Genomic DNA, 13,143 nt, shown 5'->3' on the forward strand with positions numbered 1-13,143 from the left:
GGTGGCCTGGGGCGGAATCGAACCACCGACACAAGGATTTTCAATCCTCTGCTCTACCGACTGAGCTACCAGGCCAATACCTGAACAGGTACGCTTTGCAAAAAGCCCAGCGCGGGGCTGGGCTTTTTTTGGGGTTTGGTATTGGCTGCCTGTTGGCTACCGCAACCCCAATAATTCTTTTGGTGGCCTGGGGCGGAATCGAACCACCGACACAAGGATTTTCAATCCTCTGCTCTACCGACTGAGCTACCAGGCCAACGAAGTCCGCAACTATACACAAATTTCGGGCCGTGCGCCAGCCAGCGCGGAAAAATCCTCCATCCCTTTTGGCAGGCGCACTTGCGCCAAGTGTTGGGTGAATGGCACGGATGGGTGCGGCGCAGGGTCGCGGCAGGGGGGCAGATTGGCCTGGGGATAACCCGCAGGGGTATAATCTTGAACGGTCTGCTGTTACGAGCAGGGGCATGTTGCAGGTTCGCCTTTCGCACTCTTTCGCACCTATTTGCACGTAACGCATTGTTCTTGGTGGCAGTTCTCTTGGTGGCAGTTCTTCACGCTAACTCATGTCGGTAGCTGTCCTTGCCTTCGGTCTGAATCACACGTCCGCGCCGGTTTCGGTCCGCGAACGCGTGTCCATGCCCGTCGATCTGGTCAAGCCCGCACTGGAAGGCCTGCGTTCGGCCTTTGGCGGCTCGGTCCGCGAAGCCGCCATCCTGTCCACCTGTAACCGCACCGAAATCTACTGCGCCGCTGACGGCCACGTCGCCGATCAACTGCCCGCCTGGCTGGCTGAACACAACCGCCTGGACGCCGGCACGCTGCGCCCGCACCTGTACCGCCATCATCAAGACGACGCCGTCCGTCACGCCTTCCGCGTGGCCAGCGGGCTGGATTCCATGGTGCTGGGCGAAACCCAGATCGTGGGCCAGATGAAAGACGCCGTGCGCGCCGCCGGCGAAGCCGGATCGCTGGGCACCTTGCTGCATCAGATGTTCCAGCGCACCTTTTCGGTCGCCAAGGAAGTGCGGTCGCAAACCGCCATCGGTGCGCAGTCGGTGTCCATGGCCGCCGCCGCTGTCCGCCTGGCCGAACGCGTGTTCGGTAATCTGGACCAGGCCCGCACGCTGTTCATCGGCGCGGGCGAAATGATTGAATTGTGCGCCACGCACTTCGCCGCGCAACGCCCGCGCAGCATGGTCGTGGCCAACCGCACCGCCGAACGCGCCGAAATCCTGGCCAATCGCTTTTCGGCCAGCACCATGAAGCTGTCCGACCTGACCGAACGGCTGTCGGAATTCGACGTCATCGTGTCCTGTACGGCAAGCTCCTTGCCCATCCTCGGGCTGGGGATGGTGGAACGGGCCACGCGCCTGCGCCGCCACCGCCCGATGGTCATGATCGACCTGGCCGTGCCGCGCGATATCGAACCTGAAGTCGGCCGCCTGGACGACGTCTACCTGTACTCGGTGGACGACCTGGGCCGCCTGGTGCAAACCGGCACCGACGCGCGCCGCGCCGCCGTCGTGCAGGCCGAAGCCATTATCGAAACCCGCGTCCAGGGCTTCATGCACTGGATGCAATCCCGCGAAGTGGTGCCCGTCATCCGCGACCTGCACCAGGCCGCCGAAGACGTCCGCGCCGCCGAACTGGAACGCGCGCGCCGGTTGCTGGCGCGCGGCGAATCGCCCGAAGCCGTGTTGGAACAGCTGGCGCACGGGCTGACGCAAAAATACCTGCACGGCCCGCTGGCGGCGTTGAACCGCAGCGAAGGCGACGACCGCAAGCAGTTGCTTGCCTGGATGCCGCGCCTGTTTCCCGGCCGCGACTCCCGCCGTTAGCGAATCTGTCCCACGCCCCGCCTCCTGGCGGGCGTTCGTGTTGTGGGCGCCCGCGATTCCTGTCTTTTCTTTGGTCATTCCCCCATGAAATCTTCCATGCGCAGCCGGCTGGAGCATCTGTGTCACCGCCTGACCGAGGTGGACGCGTTGCTGGCCCAACCGGAAACCGCGTCCGATATGGACCGTTTCCGCAAGCTTTCGCGCGAACGCGCCGAACTGGAGCCTGTCGTCGAAGCCTTCACGGCTTTTGCCCGGACCGAGGAAGACCTGGCGACGGCCCAGGAAATGCTGTCCGATCCCGACATGAAGGCCATGGCGGAAGACGAGATCAAATCGGGTCGCGGCAAGCTGGAAAGCCTGGAAAGCGCATTGCAACTGTTGCTGCTGCCGCGCGACCCCAATGACGGCCGCAGCGTGTTCCTGGAAATCCGCGCGGGCACCGGCGGCGACGAAAGCGCGCTGTTCTCGGGCGATCTGCTGCGCATGTACACGCGCTACGCGGAAACGCGCGGCTGGCGCGTCGAACTGATGTCGGAAAGCCCCTCGGAACTGGGCGGCTACAAGGAAGTGATCGCGCGCATCGACGGCGACGGCGCCTATGGCCGCCTGAAGTTCGAATCCGGCGCGCATCGCGTGCAGCGCGTGCCCGCGACCGAAGCGCAGGGCCGCATTCACACGTCGGCCTGCACCGTGGCCATCATGGCGGAAGCCGACGCGATGTCGGAAATCGTCATCAACCCCAGCGACCTGCGCATCGACACGTTCCGCGCCAGCGGCGCCGGCGGCCAGCACATCAACAAGACCGATTCGGCCGTGCGCATCACTCACTTGCCCACGGGCCTGGTGGTGGAATGCCAGGACGACCGTTCGCAGCACCGCAACAAGGACAAGGCCATGCAGGTGCTGGCCGCGCGCCTGAAAGACAAGGAAACCCGCGAACGGCAAAGCAAGGAAGCCGCCGAGCGCAAGAGCCTGATCGGCACGGGCGACCGTTCCGAGCGCATCCGCACCTATAACTTCCCGCAGGGCCGCGTGACGGACCACCGCATCAACCTGACGCTGTACAAGCTGCAGCAGATCATGGAAGGCGATCTGGAAGAGCTGACCGGCGCGCTGATCGCCGAACACCAGGCCGAGCAGCTGGCGGCCCTGGGCGACGACATCTAAGGCGCGCGCCATGACCACGCCCCAGCTCAACAGTCTGCTGGCCGACACCCGGCTGCCGCGCCTGGAAGTGCGCATGCTGCTGGAGCACGTGCTGGGCAAACCGCGCGCGTGGCTGCTGGCGCACGACACCGATCCGCTGGATCCCGCGGTGGCGGCGGCCTACGAGGCATTGCTGGCGAGGCGTCTGGCCGGCGAGCCCATGGCCTATCTGCTGGGCCACCGCGAGTTCATGGGTCACCGGTTCCGCGTGACGCCCGATGTGCTGATCCCGCGTCCGGATACCGAGGTGCTGGTGGAGACCGCGCTGGAATGCGTGGCTGGCGTGGCGGGCCCCGCCGTGCTGGACCTGGGCACGGGCAGCGGAGCCATCGCGATATCGATCGCGCTGGCCCGCCGCGATGCGCGGGTGATGGCCTCGGACGTCAGCGCGGCCGCGCTGGCGGTGGCCGCCGGCAACGCCTGGGACCTGACCGCGTCGGTGCGTTTCGTGGAAGGCAGCTGGTACGGCGCCGTGCCTGCGGGCGAGGGCTTCGACCTGATCGTGTCGAACCCGCCCTATGTGGCCAGCGACGATCCGCACCTGGACCAGGGCGACCTGCGTTTCGAGCCGCGCGGCGCGCTGACCGACGGCGCGGGCGGGCTGGAAGACCTGGGCCGCATCGTGGCGGGGGCTGGCCGGCACCTGAAACCGGGCGGCTCGCTGTGGCTGGAGCACGGCTGGGACCAGGCGCAGGCGGTGCGTGGCCTGCTGGCCGAGGCCGGCTTTGAAGACGTGCGCAGCCGGCAAGACCTGGCCGGAATCGAACGGATTTCGGGCGGGCGCTGGCGGTCCGCCGGACGTTGATCCGCGCGCTCTGTTACAGATTCTGCCCCTGAATTTCCGGCATAGGCCGGCGCCGCATCCGGGTAATCCGGGCGGTTTCGCCGGCTGTACCTATAATTGGCGTATTCCGTTATGCCTGTCCAAGAGACCACCATGAGCGACGTTCAAGAATTCATCCGCGAAACCGTGACCCAGCACCCTGTCGTGCTGTTCATGAAGGGCACCGCCCAATTCCCGCAATGCGGCTTTTCCGGCAAGGCCATCCAGATCCTGAAGGGCTGTGGCGTGAAGAAGCTGGTTACCGTCAATGTGCTGGAAGACGACGAAGTCCGCCAGGGCATCAAGGAATTCTCCAGCTGGCCCACCATCCCGCAGCTGTACGTGGCGGGCGAGTTCATCGGCGGCTCGGACATCATGAACGAGATGAACGAATCCGGTGAACTGAAGACGCTGCTGGAGCAATCCGGCGCCACGGCCTAAGCCGCCCATGCGGCGACTGGTCATCGGCATCACGGGCGCCACCGGCGCGCTCTACGCGGTGCGCATGTTGCAAGCGCTGCGCGGCGTGGACGATGTCGCGACGCATCTGGTGGTGTCGGCATCCGGCGTGCTGAACATCAAGCATGAATTGGATGTCGGCCGCCACGACATCTACGCGCTGGCTGACCACGTGCACTCCGTGCGCGATGTGGGCGCCACGCTGGCCAGCGGCGCGTTCCAGACGGCGGGCATGGTGATCGTGCCCTGCTCGATGCGCACGTTGGCGGCCGTGGCCCACGGCCTGTCCGATAACCTCATCACGCGCGCCGCCGACGTCACCTTGAAGGAACGCCGGCGCCTGGTGCTGATGGTGCGCGAAACGCCCTTCAACCTGGCGCATCTGCGCAACATGACGGCCGTGACCGAAATGGGCGGCATTGTGTTTCCGCCGCTGCCCGCTTTCTACCACCGGCCGGCTTCCATCGAAGAAATGGTGGACCACACGGTGGCGCGGGTGCTGGAACTGTTCGACATCGTGGTGCCCGGCCCGCACTGGGAAGGCATGAAGTAGGGATCCCGCGGGATCCCTGTTGCGCCGCTTTGCTGCGCCAGGCCCCAAGGTTCGGGCCCGAGCGTCAGGCCCGATGCGCCAGGCCCGATGCGTCAGACCCGATGCGTCAGGCGTATTTTCCGGTCAATCCGCCGTCCACGACCAGTTCGGTGCCGGTGATATAGGACGCCTCGTCCGAGGCCAAAAACGCCACGGCATTCGCGACCTCCCAGGGGGTGCCCATCCGGCCCATCGGCACTTGCTTGTCGCGCGCGGCCAGGGCCGCGTGAAGGTCGTTCGGGTCGAACATCCGCGCCACGTTTTTCGCCACGCGCGGCGTGTCGATCAAGCCCGGGATGACGGTATTCACGCGGATGCCGTCGGCGGCGTATTGCTGCGCCGCCATGCGCGCGAAGTGAATCACGGCGGCCTTGCTGACGCTGTACGCCAGGTGCGGATAGCCGGTGTACCGGATGCCCGCGATGGACGACACCGTGACGATGGCGCCGCCACCCTGCGCGCGCATCAGCGGCGCGAGCAAGCGCGTGGCGATGAGCAGGCTGGTCACGTTCACTTGCTGGATGCGGTCCCAATCTTCCAGCGAGATCTCTTCCGGCCCACCCACTTTGCCGATGCCGGCGTTGGCTTGCAGGATGTCGATGCGCCCGTAGCGGCGCAGCGCGGCATCCACCGCGGCCTGCATCGCGTCGGGATCGGCCACGTCCGCCTGCACTGGCAAGGCGCTGCCGCCCGCCCGTTCCACTTCATGCGCGGCGTCTTCCGCGGCGGCCAGATGGGCGTCCAGCGCCACGATGGCCGCGCCTTGCCGCGCCAGGGTCACGCAGCTGGCCTTGCCGATGCTCCAGCCGGCGGCCGACGCGCCGGCGCCGGCCACCAGGGCGATCTTGCCCGCCAGGCGCGTGTCGGCAGCGGCCGCCGTCATGCGGATTCCCCGCCGTCTTGTTGATGGGTCTTGCCCTTGCCCACGTATGGGATGGCGTGGTCGATGGTTTCCCAGATATAGCGGCCCGACGGGCTCTGCTGTTCTTCCGCCACGTGCGACACCAGCCCGGCCGCGCGTGAGATCACGGCGAAGCCACGCATCAGGTCGGTCGGCACGCCGATCTCGCTAAGCAGCGCCGCCACCGCGCCCGTGGCGTTGATGGTGATGTGTTTGCCATAGATCTCGTCCACGGCCGCGGCCAGCAGACGCAGGGCCTTCACCGACGCGCCGTCCAGGTCCGGCTCGGCTTCGGCCAGCGCCAGCAGCTTGATCGAACGCGGGTCATCGGGCTTGTGCAGGTGGTGCCCGAAGCCGGGCAGCGCGCGGCGCTGTTCGCGGAATTCGCGCGCGATGGCCAGCGCTTCCGTCCGGCCATCCGCCGCCTGCTTGATGCGGTCCAGCAGCCGTGAGCAGTTTTCCATGGTGCCGACGAACTGGCTGCCCACCGCCATCAGGCCCGAGGCCACCGCGCCTTGCAGGTTTTCCGGCGCGCTCATGTAGATCAGGCGCGTGGCGATGGCGCTGGGCGTCATGCCGTGCTCCATCAGCGTCACCAGCACGGCGTCCACGATGCGCATGTCCACCGGGCGCGCGTCGCGGCCCAGGATCTGCATGATCATGACTTCGGTAAAGGTCTTCTTGCCGATCAGGTCTTCAACCAGGTCGACGTCGCGGTACGACATCCCGGTCAGGTGATGCGCGCAGAGGCGGGTTTCGGGGGTGTTCATGGCGTCTCCTTTTGCGCGGCGTCGCGCACGGCGTTTTTCAGGACCTTGCCGACGCTGGAGCGCGGCAGGCTGTCATGGATGTGGAATTGCTTGGGCGTAGCCACCGGGCCCAGCAAGGCGCGCACGTGGGCCTTGAGCGCATCAGCGTCGGCTTGCGCACCGGGGTGGAACTGCACGGCGGCGTGGACGGCTTCGCCCCACTTGTCGTCCGGCAGCCCGAACACCGAGCATTCATACACGGCGGGGTGCGAGGACAGCGCGTTTTCGACGTCGACGGGATAGACGTTGAAACCGCCGGTGATGATGACGTCGCGCAGGCGATCCTTCAGGAACAGGTAGCCGCGCGCATCGATCAGGCCGGTGTCGCCGGTATGCAGCCAGCCGTCGACCAGCGTTTCAGCGGTCTTTTCCGGAAGGCGCCAATAACCCGTCATCGTCAGGTCGCCCTGCACCACGACTTCGCCGATTTCGCCGCGCGGCAGCAGCGCGCCGTCGGGGCCCATGATGGCCACGTCCGACAGCCAGGTCGCGCGGCCGACCGACGCGCGGTTCTGCGGCGCTTCCAGGTCGGCGGGGCGCAGCACGGTGGCGATCTGCGGCGCCTCGGTCTGCCCGTAGGTCGTGCCCAGCACGGGCCCGAAGAAGTCGCGCGCGCGGTCGATTTTTTCAGGCGGCATCGGCGCGCCGCCGTAGATCAGGTTGCGCAAGGCGGGAAAGTCCGCGCGCGACACGCCATCCTGCGCCATGATCATGTAGATCAGGGTGGGCGGCATGAAGCTCAACGTGCCGCCGCGCTCGCGGAACGCTGCCGTGATGGTCGCGGGGGTGACGGTGTCCAGCAGCAGGTGCGCGCCGCCGCAGGCCAGCACGGGCAATAGGTACGTGCCCGTGCCGTGGGTGATGGGGGCCGACACCACGTAGCGGTCGTCGCGGGTCAGCGCCCAGCTGGCGATCTGGTTGATGATGCCGGCGTTCCAGGCGCGGTAGGGCTGCATCACGCCCTTGGGCAGGCCCGTCGTGCCGCCCGTGAACTTGATGGCTTGCGTGGCGTCGCGGGACAGCGAGTGGCGCACCGGCTCCTGGCCGGCGTGTTGCCGCAGCAAGGCGTCCAGGCGCAGACCGCCGCCGTCATCGCCGCCACTGGGTGGGATTGCGCCAGCCGCTTCCAGGTTGATCCGCGCGCTGTCCGACGGCGGCGCCAAGGGCTCGCCAGCGTGGTCGACGATGACGATGGAAGGTTCGGTGGCATCCAGGATGCGCCCGATCTCGCGCGCGGTGCTGCGATAGTTCAGCGGCACCCAGATTTTGCCGCTGGCCAGCACGGCCAGCAGCGCCAGGATATGCCGCGCCGAGTTGCCGGCGCAGATGGCGACCCGGGTCTGCGGGTTGGGGTCCAAGCCTTGCAGCGCGGCGGCCAACGCCCGCGTGTCGGCCGCCAGCTGCGCATAGGTGACGGCGCCCTCGGGGCCATCCAGCGCGACGCGTTCGGGATACTGCTCGGCCGCGCGGAAAAAGAAATCGATCGGGTACACCTGTGCTCCTTGGGGTATTGGCAGGCCTTAGTTGGCCTTGAGGTCGGCGCGCTTGACGACGGCGCCCCATTTGCCGATTTCGCTGTCGATCTTTTTCGCGAAAGTCTCCGGCGTATTGGGCTGGGCGGGCGTATAGAAGCCTGACTGCTGGTAGGAGGCCTGCAGCGCCGGGTTGGCCAGGGCCTGGTTCAGCGCTTCGTTCAAGCGCGCGATGACAGGCGCGGGCGTGCCGGCGGGCGCCACCAGGCCAAACCACGATTCCACGTCGAAGCCGGGCAGGCCGGATTCGGCCAACGTGGGCACGTCGGGCGTGGACGGCAGCCGCTGGAGCGATGTGACGCCAATGGCGCGCAGCTTGCCGGCCTGCACGTGAGGCAGCGACGACGGCAGGTTGTCGAACATGGAATCCACCTGGCCGCCCAGCAGGTCGGCCACGGCGGGGCCGCTGCCGCGGTACGGCACATGCAGGATGTCGGTGCCCGTCTCCATCTTGAACAGTTCGCACGACAGGTGGATGGACGAGCCGCTGCCAGACGATGCGCACGTCAGCTTGCCGGGATGCTGCTTGGCGTAGGCGATGTACTCCTGCACGGTCTTGACCGGCACCTTGGGATTGACGGCCAGGATGTTGGGAATGGTCGCCACCAGGCCGACGGGCTTGAAGTCTTTGATGAAGTCGTAGTTCAGCTGGCTGTACAGCGTGCGGTTGATCGTGTTGGCGATGGACCCCATGTACAGCGTGTAGCCGTCGGGCGTGGCGCGTGACACGATTTCCGCCCCGATGTTGCTGTTGGCGCCGGTCTTGTTTTCGACCACGAACGTCTGGCCCAGCGCTTCCGACAGCGACTTGGCCATCAGGCGGGCGACGATGTCGGTGGCGCCGCCTGCGGCGTAGCCCACGACAAGAGTCACGGGCCGTTCGGGATACGGCTTGGCCGCAAGGGCAGGGGTGCCGAGGGTCAGCGCGCCGCCCAGGGCCGTCGCCAGGGCCGCCAGCCGTCTGGTAAGTGTCTTCATTGTTGTCTCCGTCCTGTTTGTCTAATATTTGGACAGATCTTTGTCTGCCCGATTTCATATTGGGCTTTGATAGCGCGGTCATCAACGCAACGTGTCCAAAATATGAACAAGCCGGATTTGGAAGCATCGGGGCCCGTCGTGTTGCGACGCGGCCTGCGGGTGCTGGGCGTACTGCGCCAGGCGGGGGCTGCGGGCCTGCATGTGGTGGACATCGCGCGTGCGGCGGGCATGCAGCGGTCCACTGCCTATCGCTACCTGGATGTGCTGGTGGCAGAGGGGTATGCGCTGCGCGAGTCCGAGGCGCCGCGTTGGCGCATCGCGGAACTGGGTGTGATGATGGCGGGCGATCCGCACGCGCAGGCGGTGCGCGGGCTGCGTCCGGTGCTGCGCCAGATCAGCGATGTGACCGGCGATTCCGCGTTCCTCATCTGCCGGGCGGCGAACGATTCGTTATGCCTGCACCGTGAAGTGGGCAACTATCCGGTGCAGGTGCTGGCGGTGACGGTCGGGCACCGTCAACCGCTGGGCGTGGGGGCGGCGGGGCTGGCGCTGCTGGCGGCGTTGCCGCCGGCCGAAGCCGATGAGGTCGTGGCGCAAAACGAGCAGGCGCTGCGCGCCTACGGCGGCATGACCGGCGTGCAGATGCGGCGGCTGGTCGAGAACACGCGGGATCGGGGGTGGTCGGTGGTGGGCAACGCCGCGGTGCCTGGGGTGCTGGGCGTAGGCGTGGCGTTATGCGACGCGGGCGGCTACCCGCGCCTGGCGGTCAGCGTGTCCAGCCTGATCGACCGGATGCAGGCGCCGCGCCAGCGCAGCATCGCGGAATTGATCCGCGGCCAGCTGGCGCAGGACGAGGTCAGGCGGCTGCCGGGGGCGGCGCCCGGTACGTCTTCTGGTAGTGCACGGTGAAGGTGTTGAACGCGTCCAGCGCCTTCTTCGGGTCGTGTCCGGCCTTGACCAGGAAGCTGTTGAAGCCCACGCGCGCTTGATAGTGGATGGTGTCGATCATCACGTCGCCGACCGCGCGCAGTTCGCCCGTCCATTGGTATTGCGTGCGCAGCAGCTGGGCCAGCGAATAGCCGCGGCCGTCGGTGTAGTTGGGAAAGTCCACCGCGATGAAGGCGATGCCGGCAGGGTCCAACGTGCCGTCGGGCTCGGCCAGGTCGCGCAGGTCGGCATCGGGTTCCAGCCGCACGGCGACGGGATGCCGGTGGCGGCGCAAGGTCGCGCGGGAGGCTTTCCAGACAGAAAGGGGCACGATCCAGCCAGGTTCGTCGCTAGGCACCTGGCCTTCGGCGGCGACTTCCGGTTCGGGAACGAACGGCCGCGCCGTGTCGGCTTGCAGGCGGCCGTCAAGGATCAGGTGCGGGCCGGGAGCGTCGTGGGCGTACAGGTCAGGCATGGGCGGGCTCGGCGCTTTGTGTGGGTTTGGCGAAGGCGGGATCGGCGTAGACGTCTTGCTTGAAGGGGTCGATGCCGACGCGGTCCACCACGTCGATGAAGCGTTCGATTTCGCTGTCGCGCAGGCCCAGATAGGTGCGGATCAGGCGGTCGACCACGCCGGGTACCTGGTCGCGGGCGAACGACGGCCCGATGATGCGGCCCACGGCGGCACCGCCGCCGCGCGTGGATTCCAGGTCGGGAAGGGGCTTGGCGGCGCCGTTCTGGCGGCCCCCCAGCGTGACCTGATACCACTCTTCGCCTGCCTTATCGACACCCAGGATGCCGATGTGCCCCACATGATGGTGGCCGCACGAATTGATGCAGCCCGAGATGTTCAAGTCCAGTTCGCCGATCTCGAACAGGTAATCCAGGTCGTCGAATTGGCGCTGGATGGCTTCGGCGACGGGGATGGACACTGCATTGGCCAGGGCGCAGAAGTCCCCGCCCGGACAGGCGATGATGTTGGTCAACAGGCCAATGTTGGGCGTGGCCAGGTTCAGCGCTTCCAGCTTTTGCCAAAGCTCGTGCAACTGCGCGCGGCGCACGTCGGCCAAGATCAGGTTCTGCTCGTGCGAGACGCGAAGTTCGCCGAAGCCATAGGCGTCGGCCAGGTCGGCCACGGCGTCCATCTGGTCGGCCGTGATGTCGCCGGGCGGCACGCCGGTGGGCTTGAGCGAAACGGTGACGGCGGCGTAGCCCGCGACTTTGTGCGCGTGCACGTTGGTGCGCAGCCAGCGCGCAAAGCGCTTGTCGCCGGCGGCAAGCGCGTCGGTGTTGTCGGCGTCGGTGGCGGCGGCAGCGTCGTATTTCGGCCAGACGAAGCGCGCCTTGATGCTGTCGACGAATTCCTGGGTGATGGTGTCGGGGCCGCCCTTGATGAGCTGCCACTGTTCATCGACCTGCTGTGCGTAGACTTCGGGCGTCAGGTCCTTGACCAGGATCTTGATGCGCGCCTTGTACTTGTTGTCGCGGCGGCCGTGCAGGTTGTAGACCCGCAGCGCGGCCTGCATGTAGGTCAGCAGGTCTTGCCATTCGACGAAGGGGTTGATCAGTTTGCCGACGATGGGCGTGCGGCCCATTCCGCCGCCCACCCAGACGCGGAAGCCCAGCTTGCCGTCGCGTTCAACGGCTTGCAGGCCGATGTCGTGCACGCCGACCGCCGCGCGGTCTTGCACGGCGCCGCTGACGGCGATCTTGAACTTGCGCGGCAGGAAGGCGAATTCCGGGTGCAGCGTGGACCATTGGCGGATGATCTCGCACCAGACGAGCGGGTCGACCAGTTCGTCCGGCGCGACGCCGGCGAAGTGGTCGGTCGTGGTGTTGCGGATGCAGTTGCCGCTGGTCTGGATGGCGTGCATCTGGACGGTGGCGAGTTCCGCCAGGATGTCCGGCACATCTTCCAACTTGGGCCAGTTGAACTGGATGTTCTGGCGGGTGCTGAAGTGCCCGTAGCCGCGGTCCCACTTGCGCGCGATATGCGCCAGCGTGCGCAGTTGGCGCGACGCCAGCATGCCATAGGGGATGGCCACGCGCAGCATGGGCGCGTGGCGTTGGATGTACAGGCCGTTCTGCAGGCGCAGAACGCGGAATTCATCTTCGGTAAGCTGGCCGTCGAGGAAGCGGCGCGTCTGGTCGGCAAACTGCGCCACACGCTGCTCGACAAGCTGCTGGTCGACGGGGTCATACACGTACATGTCTACTGCCCTTGAAGTCTTCTCGGTCTGAGTCCCTTCAAGCCCGGCGCCGTGCGGCGGGAAAAGGGGATTCATAACCGTAACAGGCAGCAGACAAGACCGTCTAAGTCATTCTCGTAATAAGGAAATAAGGCCCCCACGCTGCGCACGCTTCGCGCGCTTGCTGCCCCCCGAGGGGGCGCTTCCCCCTTGGGGCGGCCCGGCGGGGGGAAGATGCCCCCACGCTGCGCACGCTTCGCGCGCTTGCTGCCCCCCCGAGGGGGCGCTTCCCCCCTTGGGGCGGCCCGGCTGGGGGAAGGAGGCCTCGCGCTACGGGCACTGCATAAGCTCAGCAGGGGACGTAGGATGGGTGGAGCGCGAGAATTCTTAAGCAAGAATATTGTTGCCTAGCGCGCGCAACCCATCAAGCGGCGGTGATTTCTTGGCAACTTCAGCTACAACGCAACCGCAGCTTGATGGGTTGCGCGCGCTAAAGGCGTTCTTTCTAATAGAGCCCTACTCGCGCTCCACCCATCCTACGTTCTAGCGGGGGGCGCACCACACCGGGGCGCGGAACGCCGGGGCGCAGCACACCGGTGCCGAGAACGCATTTTTCCGGTCGTGGGTTGTAGTGCGAATCGCGCTCGGCGCTATAGCGCCGCATTCACTGCCCAGCGCGCGACGAAGACCAGGATGATCACCAGGCAGGCGGCCAGTAGCAGGCCGGTGGCGATCAGGGGGCCGGGTTTGTTGTGGGCGATGTCGGCCTGGTAGCCGCGACCGCGGCGGACGCCGAAAAAACCCCAGAGCACGGAGCGGACCGTGCGCAGGAAACTAAGCATATGCGCCTCCTGGCGGAGAAAGGGGAGTGGGCACTGTAGGCTGTGCC

The 13,143-nt window shown here is 66.6% G+C and carries 13 protein-coding genes and 2 tRNA genes; 6 read left to right on the forward strand and 9 right to left on the reverse strand.

Annotation, left to right across the window (positions count from 1 at the left end):
* Nucleotides 1-2: 2 nt before the first annotated feature.
* Both ACI0FO_RS13740 and ACI0FO_RS13745 read right to left on the reverse strand, forming a co-directional pair.
* Nucleotides 3-75, reverse strand: a tRNA-Phe gene (locus ACI0FO_RS13740).
* Between the two features lie 105 nt (nt 76-180).
* Nucleotides 181-256, reverse strand: a tRNA-Phe gene (locus ACI0FO_RS13745).
* Between the two features lie 307 nt (nt 257-563).
* Here ACI0FO_RS13745 and hemA point away from each other — a divergent pair.
* The 5 genes from hemA to ACI0FO_RS13770 all read left to right on the forward strand — a co-directional run bounded on the left by hemA (nt 564) and on the right by ACI0FO_RS13770 (nt 4,879).
* Nucleotides 564-1,838, forward strand: a complete 1,275-nt coding sequence (gene hemA, locus ACI0FO_RS13750; RefSeq protein ID WP_006216078.1) for a glutamyl-tRNA reductase — start codon at nt 564-566, stop codon at nt 1,836-1,838.
* Between the two features lie 84 nt (nt 1,839-1,922).
* Nucleotides 1,923-3,005, forward strand: coding sequence for a peptide chain release factor 1 (gene prfA, locus ACI0FO_RS13755; protein ID WP_416027417.1), 1,083 nt, complete (start codon nt 1,923-1,925; stop codon nt 3,003-3,005).
* 10 nt (nt 3,006-3,015) lie between these two features.
* Nucleotides 3,016-3,849: a peptide chain release factor N(5)-glutamine methyltransferase gene (gene prmC / locus ACI0FO_RS13760; RefSeq protein ID WP_416027418.1), complete on the forward strand. Its 834-nt coding sequence runs from the start codon at nt 3,016-3,018 to the stop codon at nt 3,847-3,849.
* A 132-nt stretch (nt 3,850-3,981) separates the two neighbouring features.
* Nucleotides 3,982-4,308 carry a Grx4 family monothiol glutaredoxin gene (gene grxD / locus ACI0FO_RS13765; RefSeq protein WP_006227137.1) on the forward strand — a complete coding sequence of 109 codons (327 nt, stop codon included), beginning with the start codon at nt 3,982-3,984 and terminating at the stop codon, nt 4,306-4,308.
* A 7-nt stretch (nt 4,309-4,315) separates the two neighbouring features.
* Nucleotides 4,316-4,879: a UbiX family flavin prenyltransferase gene (locus ACI0FO_RS13770; RefSeq protein ID WP_416027420.1), complete on the forward strand. Its 564-nt coding sequence runs from the start codon at nt 4,316-4,318 to the stop codon at nt 4,877-4,879.
* A gap of 106 nt (nt 4,880-4,985) precedes the next feature.
* On the opposite strand, the gene ACI0FO_RS13775 is transcribed toward ACI0FO_RS13770, so the two are convergent.
* The 4 genes from ACI0FO_RS13775 to ACI0FO_RS13790 are packed head-to-tail and all read right to left on the reverse strand — an operon-like array spanning nt 4,986 to nt 9,138.
* Entirely contained in the window at nt 4,986-5,801 is an 816-nt protein-coding gene (locus tag ACI0FO_RS13775; protein WP_416027422.1) for an SDR family NAD(P)-dependent oxidoreductase, read from the reverse strand.
* Nucleotides 5,798-6,589 carry a citryl-CoA lyase gene (locus tag ACI0FO_RS13780; RefSeq protein ID WP_416027424.1) on the reverse strand — a complete coding sequence of 264 codons (792 nt, stop codon included), beginning with the start codon at nt 6,587-6,589 and terminating at the stop codon, nt 5,798-5,800. Before ACI0FO_RS13780 ends, ACI0FO_RS13775 begins: the two co-directional genes overlap by 4 nt.
* The gene (locus tag ACI0FO_RS13785) at nt 6,586-8,121 is read right to left on the reverse strand and encodes a class I adenylate-forming enzyme family protein (RefSeq protein ID WP_416027426.1); all 1,536 of its coding nucleotides are present in this window, start codon (nt 8,119-8,121) and stop codon (nt 6,586-6,588) included. Before ACI0FO_RS13785 ends, ACI0FO_RS13780 begins: the two co-directional genes overlap by 4 nt.
* 27 nt (nt 8,122-8,148) lie before the next feature.
* Nucleotides 8,149-9,138: a Bug family tripartite tricarboxylate transporter substrate binding protein gene (locus ACI0FO_RS13790; RefSeq protein ID WP_416027428.1), complete on the reverse strand. Its 990-nt coding sequence runs from the start codon at nt 9,136-9,138 to the stop codon at nt 8,149-8,151.
* A 102-nt stretch (nt 9,139-9,240) separates the two neighbouring features.
* Between ACI0FO_RS13790 and ACI0FO_RS13795 the strand changes: the two genes are divergently transcribed.
* The gene (locus ACI0FO_RS13795; protein ID WP_416027430.1) at nt 9,241-10,047 is read left to right on the forward strand and encodes an IclR family transcriptional regulator; all 807 of its coding nucleotides are present in this window, start codon (nt 9,241-9,243) and stop codon (nt 10,045-10,047) included.
* On the opposite strand, the gene ACI0FO_RS13800 is transcribed toward ACI0FO_RS13795, so the two are convergent.
* The 3 genes from ACI0FO_RS13800 to ACI0FO_RS13810 all read right to left on the reverse strand — a co-directional run bounded on the left by ACI0FO_RS13800 (nt 9,995) and on the right by ACI0FO_RS13810 (nt 13,096).
* Nucleotides 9,995-10,540: a DUF934 domain-containing protein gene (locus ACI0FO_RS13800; protein ID WP_416027432.1), complete on the reverse strand. Its 546-nt coding sequence runs from the start codon at nt 10,538-10,540 to the stop codon at nt 9,995-9,997. The genes ACI0FO_RS13795 and ACI0FO_RS13800 overlap by 53 nt on opposite strands.
* Nucleotides 10,533-12,275 (reverse strand): nitrite/sulfite reductase, encoded by a 1,743-nt coding sequence (locus ACI0FO_RS13805; RefSeq protein WP_416028092.1) that lies wholly within the window; start codon nt 12,273-12,275, stop codon nt 10,533-10,535. Before ACI0FO_RS13805 ends, ACI0FO_RS13800 begins: the two co-directional genes overlap by 8 nt.
* A gap of 629 nt (nt 12,276-12,904) precedes the next feature.
* Nucleotides 12,905-13,096 (reverse strand): DUF2970 domain-containing protein, encoded by a 192-nt coding sequence (locus ACI0FO_RS13810; RefSeq protein WP_183015691.1) that lies wholly within the window; start codon nt 13,094-13,096, stop codon nt 12,905-12,907.
* Nucleotides 13,097-13,143: the final 47 nt, after the last annotated feature.

The organism is Achromobacter marplatensis, assembly GCF_049060505.1.
Lineage (GTDB): Bacteria > Pseudomonadota > Gammaproteobacteria > Burkholderiales > Burkholderiaceae_B > Achromobacter > Achromobacter marplatensis_A.